Source organism: Daejeonella sp., assembly GCF_046590655.1.
GTDB lineage: Bacteria > Bacteroidota > Bacteroidia > Sphingobacteriales > Sphingobacteriaceae > Daejeonella.
Genome location: NZ_JBKJUM010000017.1, coordinates 84,483 through 106,044, shown reverse-complemented (window position 1 = coordinate 106,044; position 21,562 = coordinate 84,483). Strand labels below are relative to the sequence as shown.

Here is a 21,562-nt window from a genome sequence, read left to right as displayed (position 1 = left end):
TACAAAACATAGGCCGCACCAGCAATGTCTTTCGCAGCTATTTCATTTCGAATATCATTTTCGAATGAATCAAGGATAGCATTAGATGCTTCTGTGATGGTTTTCCGCATTGTACGGTTTCCACTTTGCTGCGCTATGGAAACCGTACAGAATAATATTAATAAAAAGCTGAGGCCTAATTTCATATTGATGATTTTGAAATAAAAGTATTGAGCTTTTCGGTGTCATGCACAAAAAATCCGCCATCGACAGAATTAACCAGGTAAACGTACAATTTTTTATGTTTATGCTGTTTATGGTGCAATCTCTGTCGTTTACAGAAAACAGAAACTTAGCTTAAGTATAAACCCTAAATTTGGACTTTACAATTAATTAAATACTATAATTGTTACATATTAGCTTGGCGGATTAAAATATTCCATTCCTTTAATAGGAAACTTTTTAGATGCCTTTTAATATTTCTAAGTGCAAATAATAAGTGCAACCCGAATATTTAAAACAGATGGGGCTAGCCCCATCTGTTTTAGGCTCAATTATTATATTCGTCTTGGATGAAAAAATACAATCATTCTATTTTATTAGCCAAAGCCTATTTATATGCGGCTACCCTTTCATCGGAAATTACTCCTTTCCAGTTCAGTCCGAATGCAAAATCATAGGCATTCCCATCAGAATCGACATAGGGCTTCATATCCCTTGGCACATCTTCAAATTGCTTTTCTACAGTGGTCATATCTGCAGGCATTTGAAAGGGTAACAAAGCAGATGGTTCTGTTGCTCCTGAAATGATTTCCATCAAGGCTTGGTCTTGCACGCCCATGTGTACCAAAATCGAAGAGGCATTTGACTCAATTTCAGAAAATATCATGGGTTTTAAAACATGAACAATAACGATAACGGGTTTACCGCCCATTTTTGCTTTTGTTTCATTGACCAATTTCATATCGGTTGTATTGTTGGTCTTCACTGTTTTGCCTTGGTATGTGCGATTTATAAAATCCTCCAAAGGGCTACCTCCGGCCAAGCTCGTTTCCCTGGCGTCCTTTGCCGTGTAGGATTCATATTGTAAGCTGATAGGCACATAACCATTGCTTCCTTTTTCGAGGTCAGCCCTATCATACCCTACACCACCATCCGGACTTTTGATGCCCACCAAGGCAAAGTCGGCTTCTTTTGGGTTTTCGACCACCTCGAAATACTTCGACACTACTTCTATATTAAAAGGATATTCTGTCTTTTCAGGTGTTACCACCCCCCTCCAATTGGTGCTGGGCGCGATGTATCTTTTGGGAATATACACTTTCTGTTTTTCCTTCAGCGGAAGTGCTTTCCCTTGGTTTTTGAGTAAGATCACCGAGCGCAACTGGGCATCATATCCCGCTTGCATATATTCGGCCTTACCAACAATTTTTTCGGTTTCTGCAACATCCAAATAGGGGTTTTCAAAAAGTCCGGTTCTAAAAATGTTCTTCAACAAACGAATGGCGGAAGTCTCAAAACGTTTTCGCATTTGGTCTTCACCATGTTCGGCAACTCCCATTTTATAGGCTTCGAGTACAGGCCCCAAAACATTATTGCCACCAAACTGGTCCATTCCGGCTTCGATTGCCTTATAATGACGTTCGGCTACGCTCATTGTCTCAACGCCCCAACTTTTCCCTTCAAACTTGTCCATAGCGGAAACATCCCTAGTAATTCCCCAATCGGTACAAAGTACTCCGTCATATCCGTATTCTCCTCTAAGAACATCGGTAATCAAGTATTTGTTAAATCCATTGCCAACGGCTTCCCCTTCTCCCGTTGAAATCGTATAATAAGGCATAACGGCAGAAGCCATTTTAGTCGCACCTTTTAATTTGAAAGCACCTTGGGTAAAAGGTTGTATGTGGTCTTTAAGGTTTTTTCCAGGATAGACAGCATATGCTCCGTAACCAAAGTGACCATCACGACCCCCTTCTTCTGGACCACCACCTGGCCAATGCTTGACCATAGCATTTACACTTTCAAAACCCCAATCACCTCCGTTCGTGGACTGAAATCCGTCTACATAAGCCCTAGCCAAATCAGTTGCCAAATCTGGGTCTTCACCCATGGTTCCATCAAAACGGCTCCATCTAGGTTCTGTTGCCAAATCGATTTGTGGAGATAACGCTGTAGTAATACCTAAAGCACGGTACTCTTTAGAAGCTATTTCTCCGAATTGCTGCATCAAGGTTGGGTCAAAAGAGGCGGCGATTCCCAAAGTCCCAGGCCACATAGAAATGGCTCCACCCGCACCGGCATTGAACTCCGCATACGAATCAGTACCGTGCCTTGGATCCGAACTTGTGTTGACCGGAATTCCAAAATCAAGACCTTCAGCGAAGGATTGTGCATTGTTATTCCATTGCGCCGCTGTCGAAGGAGTTTCAACACGGGTAATCAAGACATGCCTCAAGTGGTCGTCTTTTAAAAACTTTTTTTGTTCGTCGGATAGATCACTGGCCACAGCGCCACTTTCTCCAAAAGGTTTTCCATTATAATTCGAAGAACCAAACCCGCCACTCGCACCGGGAATAGATTGGTGCGAACTATATAACATTAAACCTCCAATATCTACCAAGGTCAATTTAGTAGCAAGGTCGTTTGCTCGCACATCAGCAGATAATCGCCAATCTTCATAAGAATCTAATGTTCCATTTTTGTTCAGATCCTTAAAGGCGTATCCATCAACGGTCAACAATTTCACACCAGATTCAGGATGATAGCCTAAGGTGCTTCCATCTCTGTTTGAGACCTGAACGTAGCCGTCTTTTTGTTCGGTTGTGAATTTTTCGGCACAGCTGGTCAAAAAAACTCCTGAAATTAGAAGTACTAGGGATAATTTTTTTTCTATCATTTTCTGATTTATTTTGATTGTTGCGGTTGTATGCGAATGTCCAATATATTCTATTTGACCTTTATATAAGACTCCAAATCTGTAACCGACAGTTTTATCCTGGTGAACGACACTGCTCCGTTTCTTTGGAGTTGTTCAGAGCGGTTATGTAATCAAGCAATATGAATCACGAAGGCCAAGGCAGTTGCTCCACCATTAGGATTAACTCGAGTGTAATATCCTCTAGTCACAATTGGCGGGTAAATGGTAATGATGCCCTTTATGCCTGCGAAACCAATATTTACGAAATTCATATAGGTTTTATTACAGATCACTTTATAATTATTATTTCACAGATCGCATAGAGTTTACTTAAACGATATTTTCCTTGTGTTAAAATATATTTTTAGAATAGAGTTTAATTGAAATCTAAGTTCATATAATAAGTGTAACACACTTAAGGGTTGAACTCAGCGTTGTTAAAGCCTTATTATTAAAGATTTAACCAATAGGTTAATTTCAAATTGATAGATCGGGTTTTAGGCTGAAAACTATCCACGAAGTAATTATCATTATAGACAATGTACAAATCTGAGAGCGGAGCAAAACGCCATTGTAATCTTGAATTGAACCCTAAGTTGTCTTTTTGATTACTATACTGAATTAATGTGGACCAAAAAATAGACTTACTAAAAGTGACATCAATTTTCGGACTTAACAACCAAATGTCAGCACTTGCGTAAGGGTCTGGTAACGTAATTTGATCATAATTTAAAACTAGTGAAAGAAAGACTTTTGGCTGAAAGCGTAAGGTCATCATACTTTCTACTGAAAAACGTTTTCCGTTGTAAAACTGACCAACCTCAGAGCCCCCTTTAAAAGCAAAACGTTTTCGCATATCTGATTGATATCCAAATTTTACACTATTATAATGATAGCCTTGATCGCCTGGTAGTTCTAATGCCCCATCCGTGTTGGTTGGGTCAAAGCTGTCAAATAGAAAGGTAAAACTATTCGTTAGTTCTATCTCGAATTTTGATTGATCTTTAAAAGTTGCTTTCCAAGAACTCATAAGGTCATAATCGGTATTTTTAAAATCCAGGCTAGGATCCCATAAAAAAATAGGAAAAAATCGAAATCCGTGATTTTGAATGATACCTTTTTTTGGCCAAAAAACACGCTCAGCACCTACAATGCCTTTGAAAATTCCTGTTCTTCTGATAAAGCCCAAATCAGATGAAAAATCTTCATCTATCGAAATTCCTTTAATGTCGAAGTTATATTTTCTAGACTGATATGAAAGAATTGCTCCGGCAGACAAATTACCTACATTATCATCGGGCTGAAAAGACTTGTGGGCATACATTTTACCAGTCCACGTATTATCTTTAGATGCCAAATTATAATCAAGACCAACCACCCTATTGTAGTCATCTTCCCGCTCAACAAATTCATTCTTTCCAATTGATTGCCTATTGATATAGAACACCCCAATATTTGACCTCGAAAAAACCCTTTGCTGAAGGGCTATCATGGTATTGTTGTTGGAGGGAATTTCATTTTCTTCATCTTTGGCCGTCTGAATATTCAAAACACCTACTCTCAAGTCTTTTGTCAATTTGCCACTTAAACGAACACCACCAATAATTTTATTTTCTATGGAATTACCTGCCGTATCTCTAGCTATACCGATGCGTCTAGAGAAAAACGGATTCGCATCGCGTTGATCTCCAAAACTTGCGAATAGATCACCATTATCAACAAAAAACTGTCTTTTCTCAGGAAGCGATACTTCGAACCGAGTTAAATTTGTTACTTGATCGTCAACTTCTACTTGTGAAAAATCTGGATTTAATGTCAAATCTAAATTCAAATTATTGCCAATAGCAACCTTGGCATCCCCACCCACTTTTAAGTTATTGAAACCTTCATTGGTTTTAAAAATTTTTTGCGATATGGCATTGATATATGGGATAATGGCCAGCGGACTTCTAGATTCACCCAGGGGTTTTTCGAAAACCATTTCACCCATAAATGCTAGATTTGAAATTGATTGATTTTGTGGAATTTTAACCCAACTGCTACGCTCATTTGATTGGGTGTCAATACGATAGCTATTAAATCTCCATTTAGTTGCCCCTTCCTTAAATTTTAAAGAGGTTAATGGTATGATTATTTCGGCAGTAAAATAGCCATCGTAAATTTTAGAGTCTCCCTGCCATTTTACGTCCCAGGAAAGATTCAAATTGTTGATGTCAGTACCTCCGTTCGAAATGAGACCTTCTCTAAGCACACCTTGCGGATTAATACCAAATAAAAACGCATTGGTGCCATCATTGTAGGTATCAAAAAGAAATGAAAAGCTGTCATTACCACTCCCTCTAAAATCGCGCCTTAAAGATTGTAGTGCATAGTTCTTGCCAATAGAGTAAGCTTTTATACCTATATATAGGTTTTTATCATCATACAAAATTTTAATTTCTGATTGGTTTTGTGCTTGTACGGTATCGAGCGGAAAATATTGATTAAAGGTGCTAATACTTGGGGTAGTTTCCCAAATAGGTTCTTCAAGAGCACCATCAGGTTTTATAATTGCTGTGGTATGTTTTACAACAAAACTTTTATTTTGACTTTGTCCAAAGGAAAAAATTGAAAAAAAAAGTACAGGTAGAAGTAGAATTTTTCTTGTCATTGGTTTTAATTAGATAGAGGAGCACTTTAGGATTTTTAACTTTTTATGAATCTCCAAAACTTTTAGTTTTTTCTTAAAAGCCTGAACAGTAGTTAAGAATATTTGCCAAGCAGATAATCTTGTATAATCATTTTTTCTTATACTTTAAAACCCTGGCGTCTTTTATTACCCCTTTCCAATTCAGACCAAAAGCAAAATCATATTTATTGCCTTCTGAATCTACATAGCATTCCATATCATGTGGTACATCTTCTTTTTGTTGCTCTACTATTTTCATGTTTACCGGCATTTGGAAGGGCAACAGGCCGAAAGGTTCTTTTGCACCGGAAATGATATCTAACAAAGCCTGGTCCTGCACACCAAAACTTGCAATAATGCCCGATACTTCTTTTTCAAATTCGGCCACCACCGCAGGGTTGCCAAGCGCCATAGAAACTATTACCGGTTTGCCGCCCATGGCAGCTTTGGTGTCTAAAATGGTTTTTAAATCGCTAGTGTTGGCAGCAGTAAAAACTTTGCCTTTGTACGACCGGTTGGTGTTGGAAGCGTCAACCACCGGGTCGCCGGCAGCCATACTTTGCGCTCTTGCATAGTCTGCAGTATAAGGCAGGTACTGTAACGAAATAGGTACATAACCATTAGCTGTTTCCCTGTCCTTTTGTTCGTAACCAACACCACCGGCAGGGCCCTTTACAAATACAAGGGCTACATCAGCTTTTGACGGATCGTCGGAAACGGTAAAATATTTTTTTACCAGCTCCATATTAACCGGGTACTCTATTTTTTCTGGCGTGATATTGCCAAAAAAATCTTTTGCAGCAGGTATAAAACGCTTGGGTATATATACCGTTTTCATTTTTGCCAGCGGTAGTACGGCTGCTTTATTTTTTAATACAACTATGGATTTCACCTGGGCATCATAACCGGCTTGCATAAATTCGGGCTTGCCAACAATTGTTACAGATACGGCCGGATCGATATACGGATTTTCAAATAAACCCACCTGAAAAATGTTACGCAACAAACGGGTGGCACTCTGCTCAAAACGTATACGCATAAACGCTTCGCCATGTTCTTTTACGCCCATTTGATACGCTTCTAATACAGGGCCTGCGGCGCTGTTACCGCCAAACTGGTCAACACCTGCCATTAGTACTTTGTAGTGCCGCTCTGCTATGGATAATTTTTCTACACCCCACGATTTACCGGCAAATATATCCGGCGTTTTCCCTTCGTCGGCGGTGATGCGCCAATCGGTACATACCACGCCATCATAATTATATTTGTTGCGCAACAGATCGGTAATAATATATTTACTAAAGGCATTGCCTACATTTTCACCATTGCTTTTATCCTGGTTAAACGATACGGTATAGTAAGGCATCACTGCCGCAGCCTTTTTTGTTTTGCCTGCTAATTTAAAAGCGCCATCCACAAAGGGTGTAAGGTGTGCCTGGAAATTATTGCCCGGGTACACAGCGAACTTACCATACGCAAAATGTGCATCTCTGCCAGCCTCTCCGGGGCCGCCGCCGGGCCAATGTTTAACCATGGCATTTACGCTGGTAAAGCCCCAGCCATTTTTGATTTCAGCAGCGCCAACGGAAGTTTGAAAACCATCCACATAAGCCCGTGCCATATCGGTCGCAAGGGTTGGGTCTTCACCAAAAGTGCCTACCATCCGGTTCCAGCGTGGGTCCGTGCCTAAATCAATTTGTGGGGATAAGGCAGTGGACATACCCAACGCCCGATATTCCTGTGCACCAATGGCGCCAAATTTTTGTACAATGGCCGGATCAAAAGTCGCCGCGAGGCCCAACTCTTCGGGCCACATCGAAATGCTGCCACCAGCGCCGAGGTTGTACTCTGTGCTGGCCACTGCGGTATGGCGTGGGTCGGTACTGTTGTTGGAGGGAAGCCCCAGGCCCAGACCCTCTACCAGCGCTTGCACATTATTGTTCCACCTGGCTGCCACATCAGAGCTTTGCACACGGGTTATCAATACATGCCTTAAATTATCTTCTGTCAAAAACGCTTTTTGCTGATCGGTAATGTCGGATGCCTTTGCACCACTCTCTGGGAAGGGCTTACCACCATAAGTAGCTGCGCCCAACGCACGTAGGTTGGCAGGTACCGCCTGGTGGCCGCTGTACAACATCAGGCCGGCTATTTGTTCTTTCGACATTTTCGCCGCAAGGTCTTTTGCCCGTACATCCACATCCAGCCGCCAGTCTTCGTATTTATCCAATTGGCCATTTTTGTTAAGGTCTTTAAAATTCAACCCGCCAACGGTAATAATTTTTACACCCGACGCCGGCGAGTAGCCCAACACAGGGCCGTTCTTGTTACTAACAGTTTTGAAATTATTTTCTACCGCCGCATTATTTTGCTGTGCAACCAGGTTAGCGGTTATAAACTGCAACAAAAAAACAGCGGCAATACTTTTACAAAAGCGGGAGGAGGAAATAGCAGGCATAAGTTAATTTTTAGATTTTATATTTCAAATTTAAACCACATTGGCTGGTATGTATAATTTACAATAATAGCCCCTATACATATATGTGCACAATCTTTAAGACGAAGAACGAAAATGTCGCGACGAACGGGAATTATAATTATCAAAAATTTTTTGTCCGGGCTACAATAGTTTACTTACACGAACCGCATTAATCTTATAAAACTGATAGTTGCTATTAAAATAATTGTATTTTAGCTGGACAGGTTGGAATTCAAATGGTTTAAGGAAAATGATTTTAATTGCAAGATGAAAAAAAGATAGAAATTTCCGCCCAACATCATCCCAGATATTTTCTGCTCACCTTCTTGCTTTGAACCGGATTATTGAGAGAATTGGTAAAGTTTCAAACGACTTCGGATAGTGTGTTTTTAACTCAATATCCCAGGCAGCTAAAGGCAAGCCACCTGGCTTTCGAAAGAATTCTCGAACGAGTGCGAAACCTTCCGGTTTATTTACATAAACACATTTTTTAAATACAACCTCCCAAATGAAACCAGCTATCAGTTCAAAGTACCCAATACTGATAAAAGCAGTTTGTCTAATGCTTTTATCCTTATTAGCACTTGATATTAGTGCACAAGATAGTCGGCCAGCAAAACCCAACGGGCTTTTTATTTCGGTTGATGATTTAAATGATTGGATTAATCCGGCAACTTTTGGAGGGATACCGGGATTTAAGACTCCTAACTTTGACCGCCTGGCCAGAATGTCAATGAGGTTCACAAATGCTCACGTACCTTCTGCAGCTTGCGCTCCCTCAAGGGCCGCAATTATGACCGGGGTGCATCCGGCAAGGTCAGGTATTACGGGTTGGAAACATGCCCAATGGAGAAAAGAGCCTGCTCTTATAGATATACAGACCATTGAACAATTTTTTAAGGCCAAAGGATACACAACTTTGGCCGGGGGAAAAATTTACCATACACTCTCACCTCCCCGGGCAACCGTAAATCAGTCGGAAGCACAAGGATGGGACTTCTATTACCCCAGTCATGCAATTCCTATACCGTTCCAGGTCAGGGCTCCGCTAAATGTCATTGATCCAAAACTGTTCATAGGTAAGCAGCCGGATTATTTTGCATGGGGACCGATTGATCTGGGGGACGAGTATATGGCCGATTATCAAATCGTTGACTGGGCTAATTATCAGCTTGCTCAAAGATATGATAAGCCTTTATTTCTTGCAGTTGGGTTAACTAAGCCACACGATCCATGGGAAGTGCCGCAGAAATACGTTGACTTATATCCTCTGGAATCAGTGCCCGATATAAAAATTAAAGAGAATGACCTTGAAGATGCGTCCTTTACGGATGCCATACTAGGCAGATTACTTGATGCTTTCGAAAAGTCAGCTTACAAGAATAACACGATCATAGTTTTATGGTCCGATCAGGAAATGCATATGGGTGAAAAGGAAAATGGGGAAAAGTTTACTCTTTGGGAGCGATCTACTAAGACTCCTTTCTTCGGGATGGCACCGGGGATCACAAAGGGTGGTTTGTCTACAAACAAACCTGTTGGAATTATCGACCTCTATCCAACCCTGGCAGAGCTAATCGGAGAGAAGGCACCGTCACATATTGACGGCGAAAGCCTTGTACCGATGCTAAAAGGTGAGAATTTTAGTCATAAAGGTGTGGTAACAGGTTACGAGTTAAAAGAAGCGGCAAACGCTCCTGGGGGTGATGGTTATACTATTCGCACGGATAGATATAGGTACATCTATTATCCGTTTATCAATCTCGAAGAACTTTATGATCATGAAGTCGACGATCACGAGTGGGTGAATGTTGCTGAACATCCTATGTCAGACAGAAACGACGACTCCAGATTTTATCATATTCCCTTTAAGATTAATAAATTTAACGGCATGCCGTATCGCAGGCTTGGGGGTCCGGCCTTGCTGTTTCGGATATAGGGCTTGGAACATGGAACTGTTGACTTAAATTTTATTTACAAAAGGGATATTTAAACTACAGACAGGCTTTAAGTTTTTAATTAATCTTAGATTAAACGGTATGAAAAACATCTTACAACTATTGGTGCTGTTGTGCCTCGTTTCAGTAAGTTTTAGTTGTACACAAAAAGTTAAGGAGCCTTCATTGGATTCTTCTGATATTTCGGTTGATACAGTCCCGGAGAGAATGGTTTGGATCCCGCCGGGTACTTTTAACATGGGTTCTAATGATCCGGCTTTTGCCGATGCGCAGCCAATTCATAACGTAAGCCTTAAAGGATTTTGGATGGATGAGCACGAGGTAACAAATGCCGAATTTGAACGATTTATAAATACTACAAAATACAAAACTGTAGCAGAACAACCTTTAAATCCGGCGGACTTTCCCGGCGTGCCTCTCGAAAGTCTTGTGCCTGGATCAGGCGTTTTCACGCCTACAACCCAGCCTGTAGCCTATGACAATCCATTGCAATGGTGGACTTATGTTAAAGATGCGAGCTGGCGCAACCCTAAGGGCAATCAGTCTTCCATTGCAGGGAAGCCGAATGATCCGGTTGTTCACATAAGCTACACCGATGCAGCAGCCTACGCGGAGTGGGCAGGCAAACGCCTTCCGACCGAAGCTGAGTGGGAATATGCTGCCCAGGGTGGAAAAGGTTTGCAAGCTTATTATTGGGGAACTGAACTTAAGCCCGGGGGCAGGTGGATGGCAAATATTTACCAGGGTAGTTTTCCCGATGCTAATACCAAGGAAGACGGGTTCGAAGAACTGGCACCTGTAAAGTCGTTCCCGGCTAATGGGTACGGACTGTATGATATGGACGGTAATGTATGGGAATGGTGCAGTGACTTCTATCGCCCTGATTATTATTCAAATAGTCCTGAGTTAGATCCTAAAGGGCCTCAGGATAGTTATGATCCGGATGAACCTGGGGTAAAGAAGCGAGTGCAGCGTGGAGGTTCGTTCTTATGCAGCGATCAGTATTGCATCCGATACAAGCCTGGGAGTCGTGGCAAAGGGGAGGTTAACAGTGCCAGCAATAATTTGGGTTTCAGATGTGTAAAGGATTAGTAGGAATAAGGCTGCAGAACGTTGGATAGGATAGAAGGTTATTTATATCACTAAGAAATAATCGAATATAGAAATATAAATTAGTAAGGGTTTATTAATTTGGTTCATATAATAATAGGGGTACATTCGGGTATCTTCCGTTCAGCGGTAAATATATTTTTAAAAGGGGAATTTAATGAAGATATCAGAGCCGGAAACAGTTGTAAACAGCACAGTTGACAAAAATGGTTTTAGCCGGCTAAAGAGTACTTTACTTTCCCTGGGTCCGGGAATAATAATCGCTGCTGTGGTTTTTGGGCCAAGTAAGATGACCATCACCTCAAAACTTGGAGCACAGTTTGGATACTCGTTGTTATGGATCGTCGTTGTAGCTTGCTTTTTCATGACCATTTTTACTATAATGGGAGCAAGGATTGGAGTCGCAACAAAACAATCGCTTTTAACAACAATCCGCAAAAAATGGGGAAGGGCAGCAGGTATAACAGTTGGTGTTGGAATTTTTATTGTTACCACGTCATTTCAGGCAGGAAACTCTATAGGAGTAGGTATTGCACTCGCTGAGGCTACTGGTACTAAACCTCTTCTCTGGATCGTTTTCTTCAACCTTATCGGGATAGGGTTGCTCTTTTTCAGAGGATTTTATAAAGTGCTTGAAAAGCTTATGGTTTTCCTGGTTGCACTCATGCTTTTTGCATTTCTAACTACTTTTTTCCTGATAAAACCTGATTTTTCAGAAATAGCTAAGGGATTAGTTCCATCTATTGCCCCAGGTTCTTTTGGACTCGTTATCGCTTTTTTTGCATCCACCTTTTCTATGGTAGCTGCATTTTATCAGGCATACCTGGTACAGGAGAGAATTAAATTCAACCCGGAAATACAGGAGCACAACAGTAATAGTATAACCGGTATCTTCATTTTAGGATTAATGAGCGCGATTATAATGATCTGCGCGGCCTCAGTCCTCAATAAGCAAGGTATCAACGTTGTTAACGCTTCAGATATGTCGCGTGCACTTGAACCACTATTTGGTAAATATGCTTCGACTCTTTTTTTAGTTGGACTTTTCGGTGCTTCGTTTTCTTCCCTTATAGGAAATTCTACAATTGGAGGAACATTAATGGCCGATTCGCTGGGATACGGAAGCAACCTTAATTCCGGCAAAGTGAAGTTGTTTATAGCATTGGTTATGATCTTCGGGGCCATTATTGCGTTCAGATTTGGAAAACTCCCCCTGGAACTGATTGTTTTCGCCCAAAGCGTTACTATATTTCTTGTTCCTTTTATTGGACTTGCATTATACTCCGTTTCGAATGACGAAAAGATTATGGGATCGTATAAAAACTCCCCTGTCGTAAGGATAACTGGGGCGCTAGGTCTTCTTATTTTAGTACTGCTGGCAATTAGCAATGTCAATGAGTTGTTTTTTAAATAATTTATAATGGACAATAATAAATTAAAGATTTTTAATGCGCGTGTACTTACTCCTTACAGGATTCTCGAAAATGCAACAATTCTTGTTGAAGGTGGTAAAATAATTCATATTAGCCAGGAAAGCGTTAACGTGGACGACGCTGTGGAGATCAACGCTGAGGGCAATTATGTTAGTCCTGGTTTTATTGATATTCATGTTCACGGGGGTGGGGGTCACGATTTTATGGATGGCACCGAAGAGGCATTTCTAAAAATTGCCGAAACGCATGCGATGTACGGTACAACGGGCTTAATGCCTACCACACTAACCAGTGAGCTGAACGAGCTTTACCACACACTCGATCTTTACAAACAAGCAGATAAGAATAATATTAAAGGCGCCCAGTTTCTTGGTATGCATCTGGAAGGACCTTATTTCTCTATGGCGCAGCGTGGCGCTCAGGACCCTCGTTATATCCATAATCCTGATCCAAAAGAGTATATGGAAATATTATCCCGATCTTCGGATATCAGGCGCTGGAGCGCCGCTCCAGAGCTGGAGGGAGCAATTGAGTTTGGTAACCACCTTCGATCCAAAAACATTTTGGTTGCAATGGCGCATACAGATGCTATTTATGAAGAAGCCCTGGTTGCTTTCGAAGCTGGCTATACGCTGGCTACGCACTTCTATTCGTGTATGTCTGGGGTCACCCGTCGTGAGTGCTTCAGATATGCTGGTGTAATTGAAACTGCCTATCTTATTGACGAGATGGATGTAGAGATCATTGCCGATGGGATCCATCTTCCTGCCCCGCTGTTGAAGCTGATATATAAAATTAAAGGACCCGACAGGATCGCATTAATTACCGATTCGATGCGAGCCGCTGGTATGCCTCCCGGTGAGAGCATCCTCGGAAGTAAACATAACGGATTAAAAGTGATTGTGGAGGATGGTGTAGCCAAACTGCCTGACCGTACCTCTTTTGCGGGCAGTGTTGCCACTTGCGACCGCCTTGTAAGGAATATGATCAATATGGCCGATGTTCCATTGCTTGAAGCCGTTAAAATGGCTTCGCTGACCCCGGCAAACATCCTTGGTATTTCCAATACAAAAGGTTCACTAATCAAAGGGAAAGACGCTGATATAGTCATCTTTGATGAAAATGTAAGGGTGAGCAGTACTATTGTTGGTGGGAAGGTCATATATAATATGATCAACCATTGCATACGTGATAGTGCCGGGAGCATTAAAAGCAAATGCGATAGCTCACACAATAAATTCGGACATTAGTGAATTATATCCGTCTACAATTTTGAGAAGAGATGATAATGCAATACTTTTCATAGATGAAGACAGCGCTACTAAACTTTAACAAATCCTAAAGAAACCGAAATCAAACTATAATATTTATGAAGGAAAACAAAACCGTTGCAGTTGGTTCCTTAAGCCAAAAGGATACTCTAACAGGACTAGTAATAATTGGATTTATGTTTTTTATGTTCGGGTTTACATCCTGGATAAACGCCATATTAATTCCGTATTTTAAGATCGCATTTCAGCTCAGTCATGTTGCTTCTTACCTAGTAGCATTTGCTTTCTATATTTCGTATCTGATTTTCTCTATACCTGCGTCATACCTGCTCAAAAGCGTGGGATTCAAGAAAGGCATGATGATCGGCTTTTGGGTAATGTCTGCAGGTGCATTTCTCTTTGTGCCCGCCGCAATAACCATGACTTATGGATTATTTTTACTTGGGCTGTTTTCGATCGGGGCCGGACTTGCGCTTCTTCAAACTGCTGCTAACCCCTATATCACAATTTTAGGACCTAAAGAAACGGCCCTCAGGCGCTTTAGTATAATGGGTATTTGTAATAAAGGCGCGGGAATTCTTGCTCCCTTATTATTTGCTGCTGTTATCTTCCGGGTTACGGATAGCGATATGTTTGATCAGCTTTCTCAAATGAGTACAGCGGAGAAAGATGCAGCACTGCACGAACTCATACAAAGGATTATTGTCCCATACGCATGTGTTGGTACGTTCTTATTTCTTCTCGGATTGTTTATACGCTTCTCTCCATTGCCGGAAATCGATACTGAACATGAAAGCGATGAAGTTGCGCAGGCCAATTCATCCAAGACTAGCATTATGCAATTCCCGCACCTCGTTTTGGGGGCTATTGCTATTTTTCTACATGTTGGAACACAGGTAATTTCCATCGACACCGTGATCAGTTATGCAGGTACAATGAACCTGAATCTTATCGAAGCAAAGGTGTTTCCATCATACACACTTACTGCTCAAATATGTGCCTATCTGGTTGGTATTACATTTGTTCCAAAGTTTTTATCACAATTAACAGCACTTAAAATCAGTACTGTATTTGGTCTGATTTTAACTTTCCTGATCATTTTCGCGAAAGGTCAGGTCACTTTTCTCGGACATACCACAGATATTTCGTTATGGTTTGTAGTAATGCTTGGATTAGCAAATTCTCTGGTATGGGCAGGGGTCTGGCCTTTGGCTTTAGATGGTTTAGGACGCTTTACCAAAATAGGTGCATCGCTAATGGTAATGGGTCTTGCTGGAAATGCGATCCTGCCTTTGATATACGGCTATCTGGTAGATATCTCAAATGCACGTGAGGCATATTGGGTGTTGTTCCCTTGCTATGCGTATTTGATTTTCTACGCGTTCCGTGGCTATTCGTTGAGGAAGTGGTCCTGAAGAGTTGTACGCCTGCCGGCAGGCAGGTTATACGTTTTACGTTGTACGTGATACGTTGATGTTCAAACTGAAACTTAAAATATTAACTTGCCTCTTTAATTGTAGGACATAACTTATTACCTGCCTGCTGGCAGGCAGGCGTAAAACTCATAACGTACAACATAAATGAATGATTTCTCCCTCGAAAACAAAGTAATTATAGTCACCGGAGGTACCGGTATACTCGGCAAATCCTTTATTGAAGGAATAGTAAATGCAGGTGGTTCAGTCGGAATCCTCGGCCGAAATAAGGATCTGGCCTATGAACGAGCAGATCTTATCAACAAAAACGGCGGAAAAGCCATAGCACTCATTGCTGATGCCATGAATGAAAGTCAGCTTCTAGATGCAAAAAATAAAGTTCTGGATAAATTCGGACGGATAGATGGTCTCGTTAATGGAGCGGGTGGAAATCAGCCTGAAGGAGTACTGCTTCCAACTGAAGATCTCTTTAAGATGAATCTCGATGGCATGAAAAAAGTGATGGACCTCAACACCTGGGGCACGTTAATCCCAACGCAGATATTTGGTGAGGCTATAGTTGAAACTGCCAAAAGAGGGAGCATTGTAAATATTTCTTCGATGAATTCCAAAAGAGCGATTACCCGGGTGCTAGGATATAACATGGGTAAAGCTGCCGTGGATTGCTATAATCAATGGTTCGCAGTCGAGTTGGCAAATCGATATGGAGACACGATTCGGATGAATGCTCTTGCTCCAGGATTTTTTCTTACAGAACAGAATAGAAACCTTTTGACTAAACCGGACGGTTCATTCACTGAGCGCGGCCAAAAGGTAATCTCACAAACACCTTTTAAAAGATTTGGCCATCCCGATGAACTAAAAGGGGCCTTAGTATGGTTATTAAGTGACGCATCAAAGTTTGTTACTGGTTCTATGATCTGTGTGGATGGCGGTTTCTCAATTAATGGAGGGGTTTAATGGCTATGAAAAATCAAAATAATGAGAACTACCGAATGCAGCAAACTATGCGGTGGTACGGGCCAAAAGACCCGGTTAGCCTTTCGGATATCCGTCAGGCGGGATGCAGCGGAGTGGTTACAGCGCTGCATCACATCCCGAACGGTGAGGTTTGGTCTGTCAAAGATATAGAGGCGAGGCGAATTGAAGTAGAGCAGGCAGGGATGATATGGAGCGTTGTTGAAAGTGTGCCTGTCCATGAAAACATAAAAACGCAGACAGGGAAATATTTAGACTACATCGAAAATTATAAGCAAAGCATCCGCAATTTGGCGGGATGCGGTGTAAAGTGCATTACCTATAATTTTATGCCAGTCCTGGACTGGACCAGAACTGACCTTGCTTACACTGTTGACGACGGCTCTAAAGCATTGCGTTTCGAAAAGGCGGCTTTTATAGCCTTTGACCTTTTTATTTTAAAGCGCCCTAATGCAGATAAAGATTATAATAACGAAGAGATCGACAGGGCCAGAACGCGGTTTTCCACCATGTCTGATGACGAGAAACACCGGCTTACAAGAAATATAATCGCCGGACTTCCCGGCAGCGAGGAAAGCTTTACTATAGAACAATTTCAGGAAGCTTTAGACACGTATAAAGGAGTCGATCGTACAAAGCTGCGAGCAAATTTGATATTCTTTTTAAAGGAAATCATCCCTGTTGCGCAGGGCTGCGGTGTAAATATGGTCATACATCCCGACGATCCTCCCTATGCCATTCTTGGTTTGCCAAGGGTAGTAAGTACAGCAGATGACATTGATGCATTAATATCGGCAGTTCCTTCCCTGAACAATGGGCTTTGCTTTTGTACCGGCTCTTTTGGAGTAAGAAAAGATAATGACCTTCCAGCCATGGTCGCTCGCTTTGCCGATCGCATCAATTTCCTGCATCTTCGCAGTACCAGGCGTAATGATTTTGGTGATTTTTTTGAGGACAACCATTTGGAAGGAGATGTTGATATGTACGCAGTTGTTAAACAGATTGTCGAGATATCCAACCAAAGAAAAGTTTCCATTCCCATGAGGCCGGATCATGGCCACCAAATGCTTGATGACCTTAAAAAACATACCAACCCAGGTTATTCCGCAATCGGCAGGCTGAGGGGATTGGCAGAGTTGAGGGGTCTGGAATGGGGGATTGTTCATACTTTTCCACCCTCGTAACTTTTTATTCCTGTACAAACTTTACCCGCTATTTCCAATTTATTTCAATTTTTTTTCATAGACTTATAAACTGATTTATTTAACCTAAATCAATAAAATTTACTGGTCTGGAATGCATTTGCACTTCAGATTTTCTTTAATAATTAACTATCTGAACTAATTCACAGAATACTTATGAATGAGACTAAAACAAACGAAATCCTTCAAAGCCCGGCTTTCAGAAAGCTGGTGAAAAACAGATGGAATATCTCCCTTACATTTACTTTCCTAATGCTTTTTGTCTATATCGGGTTTTTGATGGTCGTTGCTTATAAAAAGGATACACTTAAATTGCCGGTAGGTGACTCGCTCAACCTTGCCATTATTGTAGGCATCGGTATCATTATTTTTTCATGGTTGATCACAGGCGTGTACGTCTACTGGGCGAATAATTATTACGATGCCGCCGTAAAGGAAATTAAGAAAGATCTCTAATCAGTTCAAAATTCATATAAAATATGTCTCTAAACTTACTTGTCCAGGTCAACTCAGCCGCACCCGTTTCCACTCTGGGGACGGCAAATCCGGTGTCAATTGCAATCTTTTTTATCTTTGTTGTAGTAACACTTTATATAACATACTGGGCCGCTAAGAAGACTAAAACCGGCTCTGAATTCTACGCTGCAGGTCGTAATATCTCTGGGTTCCAAAATGGTCTGGCCCTTGCCGGAGACTATATGAGTGCAGCATCTTTCCTTGGAATTGCGGGTATGGTTGCCACAAAAGGATACGATGGATTAATATATTCGATCGGGTTCCTTGTAGGATGGCCTCTTATTATGTTCCTGATTGCCGAACCCCTGCGAAACCTTGGCAAGTATACCTTTGCAGATGTCGTAGCTTATCGCTTAAAACAGCGGCCAATCCGGATTGCTTCATCTGTAGGATCTTTACTTACTATTTCCTTTTACCTTATTGCTCAAATGGTAGGTGCGGGGACTCTGATTAAAACCCTTTTCGGACTTGATTATGAGATCGCGGTACTTATTGTGGGTATTGTTATGACCTGCTATGTGCTTTTCGGTGGGATGATCGCGACGACCTGGGTACAGATCATTAAAGCAGTCTTATTACTTTCTGGTGCAACTATACTGGTAGTCCTGGCTATGGCCAAATTTAATTTCAGCCCTGGCGAGCTTTTCAATTCTGTGAGAACTCAGTATGGGGAAGATATGCTTGCACCGGGGGGCTATATCACAAATCCGTTGGATGCGATATCTTTAGGCCTTGCCCTAATGCTTGGAACAGCTGGATTGCCGCACATTCTGATGCGTTTCTACACCGTTCCTGATGATAAAGCCGCACGTAAATCAGTCTTTGTTGCAACGGGATTTATAGGCTATTTTTATATTCTGACCTTCTTCATCGGCTTTTCTGCCATGGCGCTTGTAGGAAAAGATTCTATAGAAGTTCTTGACAAAGGGGGGAATATGGCTGCGCTTTTACTCGCTGAGCATACGGGCGGAAGTGCTTTCCTTGGTTTTATAGCTTCAGTGGCATTTGCGACTATCCTTGCTGTTGTGGCAGGATTGACATTGTCGGGCGCATCAAGTATTTCACATGACCTTTATGTGCACGTCGTCAAAAAGGGAGTTTCGGATGAAAAAGGAGAGATCAAAGTAGCTAAACGGGCAACGATTTTCCTTGGATTGTTAGCCATAGGTTTAGGCTTAATATTCAAAGGGCAGAATGTGGCATTCATGGTTGGTCTGGCTTTCTCAATTGCAGCAAGTGCAAATTTTCCTGCCTTACTGATGTCGATTATCTGGAAAGGCTTTACCACACAAGGAGCAGTATTGAGCATAGTCACAGGTGCCTTGCTTTCCTTAGTGCTTATCGTGTTAAGCCCGACAGTCTGGGTCGATGTACTTGGAAACCCTGAAGCAATATTTCCGTTGAAAAATCCGGCATTGGTATCCATGACTTCTGCGTTTGTGGTAGGTATCCTCGTGTCACTTATCAAACCGGAACCAGAGGCTGCAGCAAAATTCGAAAGCGAGAAACTAAGGACTTACCTAGGGGTTGGTTCTGAACAATAGTGTAAAAATACAAGTAACATGAAACGCAGAGACCTCTTTAAAGGGCTTACTTTACTCCTTTTGGTTGGTGGAGCCCTGGCACAAACAGCACAAGCCAAAGTTGGATAGGTTGTAGGCCTTCCTAAACGCGATTTGTATAAGGAACTTGGTGTTCGCACATTTATAAATGGCAGGGGAATAATTAACTTTATAACCGGCTCCCTGATGCACGATGAGGTTTTTGAAACGATAAAGGATACTTCCAGGGCAATTGAGCCGAGCTGAGCGCCTTCTAATCCATCCTTCCAGTTTGACAACTGGTAACTACTTTACCACCATATCCGAAAAAGGAACAACATAAGCTTGCATAAACACCAACAACCCTACCAACGCCGCAAGTGCAATACTATGAAAAAACACATAGCGTAAAATCTGTCCTTCATGTCCGTACCAGTTGGTAGCGGTGCTGGCAACGACGATACTTTGGGCATCAACCATTTTACCCATGACGCCTCCGGAACTGTTGGCTGCTGCCATAAGAATAGGGCTTACGTCTGTTTGTTTTGCGGTTATAGTTTGCAGACTTCCGAAAAGTACATTTGATGCCGTGTCTGATCCGGTTAGTGCTACACCCAGCCATCCGAGCATGGTGCCGAAGAAGGGATAGAGAACTCCGGTTTTTGCCAAAGCGAGTCCGAGTGTTGCATCGGCTCCGGAGTATTTGGTTACGTATCCCAGCGCAAGCATCGCGGCAATAGTGATTAATGAAAACCGTACCCTCCACATGGTTTCGAGATATACCCTAAGCATTTCTTTCAAGGAATAGCCAATGGCAAATCCGGCAACAATTGCTGCCAGAAGAATTCCTGTGCCTGTTGCCGATATCCAGTTCAATTTAAATACCGCCTCTTCAGTTTTGGCAGGCTTTTCGAGGGTTGGCTCTGGTGCAATGGGAGGAGTACGTTTAACGAGCTTATGTAAGTATGCCACTTCGAATTCTGGCGCGGAGACTTTATTCAAACCGGTTTTGATAGTGGGAACGCCCCAGGCAAAAATGAAAACTACCAGTATTGCCCATGGAGTCCAGGCCCTTATCATATCTTTTGTTGTTACAATAACAGGTTCCTTCTCCATTGGAACGGTATCATCCGCAAGAGGTAATTCCCAGATAGTCTTTGGCTGCCAGTATTTTAATAAGACTATCAGAGAAATGATTGAAGCAATCGATGCAAAAATATCAACCAGCCATGGACCATGATAATTTGAAACCAGGAATTGTGTGATAGCAAAGGAAAGACCGGCGGTTAATGCAGCTGGCCACACACCCATCATACCCCGAAAGCCCGCCATTGCCCAGATTACCCAGAAGGGCACTATAAGAGAGAATAGTGGAAGCTGGCGTCCCACCATCGCCGATAGCTTGAGTATATCAATGTCTGTAACAGCAGCAAGGGCAATTATAGGTGTTCCAAGAGCACCAAACGCTACGGGCGCCGTATTTGCTATAAGCGATAGTCCGCAGGCGGCAAGCGGTCTGAAACCAAGCTGCATCAGTATAGCTGCAGTAATGGCTACCGGGGTTCCGAAGCCAGCTGCACCCTCGAAGAACGCTCCGAATGCAAATGCAATGAGAATAACCTGAATCCGCGGATCGGGAGCAATAGTTGCCAGGTGCATTCTTATCAACGTAAAAAGGCCTTTATTTACCGTTAACTGATAGAGAAAAATTAGGTTCAGAACTATCCACCCTATAGGAAACAAACCGTAGGCGCTTCCGTAAAGTGTGGTAGCTGCCACCGATCCACCCGGCATTCTGTATATGAACACAGCAACCGCAACAGCTACAACAAGGCCCAAAATCGCGGCCAGGTGTATGCGCATATGAAATACCGCAATACATCCCAGAAGGACAATTATCGGAAGGGCTGCCAAAACAGTTGACATCCAGGGATTATTTAAGGGGTCGTAGTTTTGTGCCCAGATTTGGTCCATTTTGTTGTTGGTTGTTGGTTATTTGTTGTTCGTTGTTGGTTGTTGGTTGTTGGTTGTTTGTTGTTGGTTATTAGCATTAACCGCAAGCCCTAATTAT

Annotated in this window: 14 protein-coding genes; 9 read left to right on the top strand and 5 right to left on the bottom strand. The window is 42.0% G+C overall.

Features of this window, described 5'->3' with window-relative positions; genetic code table 11:
- The 4 genes from ACLL8Z_RS01760 to ACLL8Z_RS01745 form a co-directional block, all read right to left on the bottom strand.
- Nucleotides 1-185: hypothetical protein (locus tag ACLL8Z_RS01760; RefSeq protein WP_411273028.1), on the bottom strand; the 185-nt coding region annotated here is incomplete at its 3' end.
- 404 nt (nt 186-589) lie between these two features.
- The gene (locus tag ACLL8Z_RS01755; protein ID WP_411273027.1) at nt 590-2,878 is read right to left on the bottom strand and encodes a glycoside hydrolase family 3 N-terminal domain-containing protein; all 2,289 of its coding nucleotides are present in this window, start codon (nt 2,876-2,878) and stop codon (nt 590-592) included.
- 472 nt (nt 2,879-3,350) lie between these two features.
- Nucleotides 3,351-5,549 (bottom strand): DUF5916 domain-containing protein, encoded by a 2,199-nt coding sequence (locus tag ACLL8Z_RS01750; RefSeq protein ID WP_411273026.1) that lies wholly within the window; start codon nt 5,547-5,549, stop codon nt 3,351-3,353.
- 127 nt (nt 5,550-5,676) lie between these two features.
- Nucleotides 5,677-8,025: a glycoside hydrolase family 3 N-terminal domain-containing protein gene (locus ACLL8Z_RS01745; protein ID WP_411273025.1), complete on the bottom strand. Its 2,349-nt coding sequence runs from the start codon at nt 8,023-8,025 to the stop codon at nt 5,677-5,679.
- Between the two features lie 583 nt (nt 8,026-8,608).
- Between ACLL8Z_RS01745 and ACLL8Z_RS01740 the strand changes: the two genes are divergently transcribed.
- The 9 genes from ACLL8Z_RS01740 to ACLL8Z_RS01700 all read left to right on the top strand — a co-directional run bounded on the left by ACLL8Z_RS01740 (nt 8,609) and on the right by ACLL8Z_RS01700 (nt 19,494).
- Nucleotides 8,609-9,985, top strand: a complete 1,377-nt coding sequence (locus ACLL8Z_RS01740; RefSeq protein ID WP_411273024.1) for a sulfatase — start codon at nt 8,609-8,611, stop codon at nt 9,983-9,985.
- Between the two features lie 100 nt (nt 9,986-10,085).
- Nucleotides 10,086-11,096 carry a formylglycine-generating enzyme family protein gene (locus ACLL8Z_RS01735; RefSeq protein WP_411273023.1) on the top strand — a complete coding sequence of 337 codons (1,011 nt, stop codon included), beginning with the start codon at nt 10,086-10,088 and terminating at the stop codon, nt 11,094-11,096.
- Between the two features lie 175 nt (nt 11,097-11,271).
- Nucleotides 11,272-12,528 (top strand): Nramp family divalent metal transporter, encoded by a 1,257-nt coding sequence (locus ACLL8Z_RS01730; RefSeq protein ID WP_411273022.1) that lies wholly within the window; start codon nt 11,272-11,274, stop codon nt 12,526-12,528.
- A gap of 6 nt (nt 12,529-12,534) precedes the next feature.
- A complete protein-coding gene (gene nagA / locus ACLL8Z_RS01725) occupies nt 12,535-13,797 on the top strand; it encodes an N-acetylglucosamine-6-phosphate deacetylase (protein WP_411273021.1) in 1,263 nt (420 codons plus the stop codon).
- Nucleotides 13,798-13,916: 119 nt separating this feature from the next.
- Nucleotides 13,917-15,233, top strand: a complete 1,317-nt coding sequence (locus ACLL8Z_RS01720) for a sugar MFS transporter (RefSeq protein ID WP_411273020.1) — start codon at nt 13,917-13,919, stop codon at nt 15,231-15,233.
- A gap of 165 nt (nt 15,234-15,398) precedes the next feature.
- A complete protein-coding gene (locus ACLL8Z_RS01715) occupies nt 15,399-16,214 on the top strand; it encodes an SDR family oxidoreductase (protein ID WP_411273019.1) in 816 nt (271 codons plus the stop codon).
- Nucleotides 16,215-16,219: 5 nt separating this feature from the next.
- Nucleotides 16,220-17,416, top strand: a complete 1,197-nt coding sequence (gene uxuA / locus ACLL8Z_RS01710; protein ID WP_411273018.1) for a mannonate dehydratase — start codon at nt 16,220-16,222, stop codon at nt 17,414-17,416.
- 174 nt (nt 17,417-17,590) lie between these two features.
- Nucleotides 17,591-17,890, top strand: coding sequence for a DUF485 domain-containing protein (locus tag ACLL8Z_RS01705; RefSeq protein ID WP_411273017.1), 300 nt, complete (start codon nt 17,591-17,593; stop codon nt 17,888-17,890).
- Nucleotides 17,891-17,913: 23 nt separating this feature from the next.
- Entirely contained in the window at nt 17,914-19,494 is a 1,581-nt protein-coding gene (locus ACLL8Z_RS01700) for a sodium:solute symporter family transporter (RefSeq protein ID WP_411273016.1), read from the top strand.
- Between the two features lie 303 nt (nt 19,495-19,797).
- Here the strand turns inward: ACLL8Z_RS01700 and ACLL8Z_RS01695 are convergent, their stop codons facing one another.
- The gene (locus tag ACLL8Z_RS01695; RefSeq protein WP_411273015.1) at nt 19,798-21,465 is read right to left on the bottom strand and encodes an L-lactate permease; all 1,668 of its coding nucleotides are present in this window, start codon (nt 21,463-21,465) and stop codon (nt 19,798-19,800) included.
- Between the last annotated feature and the right edge of the window lie 97 nt (nt 21,466-21,562).

Coding starts and splice junctions, on each gene's coding strand:
- ACLL8Z_RS01720 (WP_411273020.1), top strand. CDS start 13,917: ATGAAGGAAAACAAAACCGTTGCAGTTGGTTCCTTAAGCCAAAAGGAT.
- ACLL8Z_RS01705 (WP_411273017.1), top strand. CDS start 17,591: ATGAATGAGACTAAAACAAACGAAATCCTTCAAAGCCCGGCTTTCAGA.
- ACLL8Z_RS01755 (WP_411273027.1), bottom strand. CDS start 2,878: ATGATAGAAAAAAAATTATCCCTAGTACTTCTAATTTCAGGAGTTTTT.
- ACLL8Z_RS01740 (WP_411273024.1), top strand. CDS start 8,609: ATGCTTTTATCCTTATTAGCACTTGATATTAGTGCACAAGATAGTCGG.
- uxuA (WP_411273018.1), top strand. CDS start 16,220: ATGAAAAATCAAAATAATGAGAACTACCGAATGCAGCAAACTATGCGG.
- ACLL8Z_RS01750 (WP_411273026.1), bottom strand. CDS start 5,549: ATGACAAGAAAAATTCTACTTCTACCTGTACTTTTTTTTTCAATTTTT.
- ACLL8Z_RS01730 (WP_411273022.1), top strand. CDS start 11,272: ATGAAGATATCAGAGCCGGAAACAGTTGTAAACAGCACAGTTGACAAA.
- ACLL8Z_RS01715 (WP_411273019.1), top strand. CDS start 15,399: ATGAATGATTTCTCCCTCGAAAACAAAGTAATTATAGTCACCGGAGGT.
- ACLL8Z_RS01735 (WP_411273023.1), top strand. CDS start 10,086: ATGAAAAACATCTTACAACTATTGGTGCTGTTGTGCCTCGTTTCAGTA.
- ACLL8Z_RS01745 (WP_411273025.1), bottom strand. CDS start 8,025: ATGCCTGCTATTTCCTCCTCCCGCTTTTGTAAAAGTATTGCCGCTGTT.
- nagA (WP_411273021.1), top strand. CDS start 12,535: ATGGACAATAATAAATTAAAGATTTTTAATGCGCGTGTACTTACTCCT.
- ACLL8Z_RS01700 (WP_411273016.1), top strand. CDS start 17,914: ATGTCTCTAAACTTACTTGTCCAGGTCAACTCAGCCGCACCCGTTTCC.
- ACLL8Z_RS01695 (WP_411273015.1), bottom strand. CDS start 21,465: ATGGACCAAATCTGGGCACAAAACTACGACCCCTTAAATAATCCCTGG.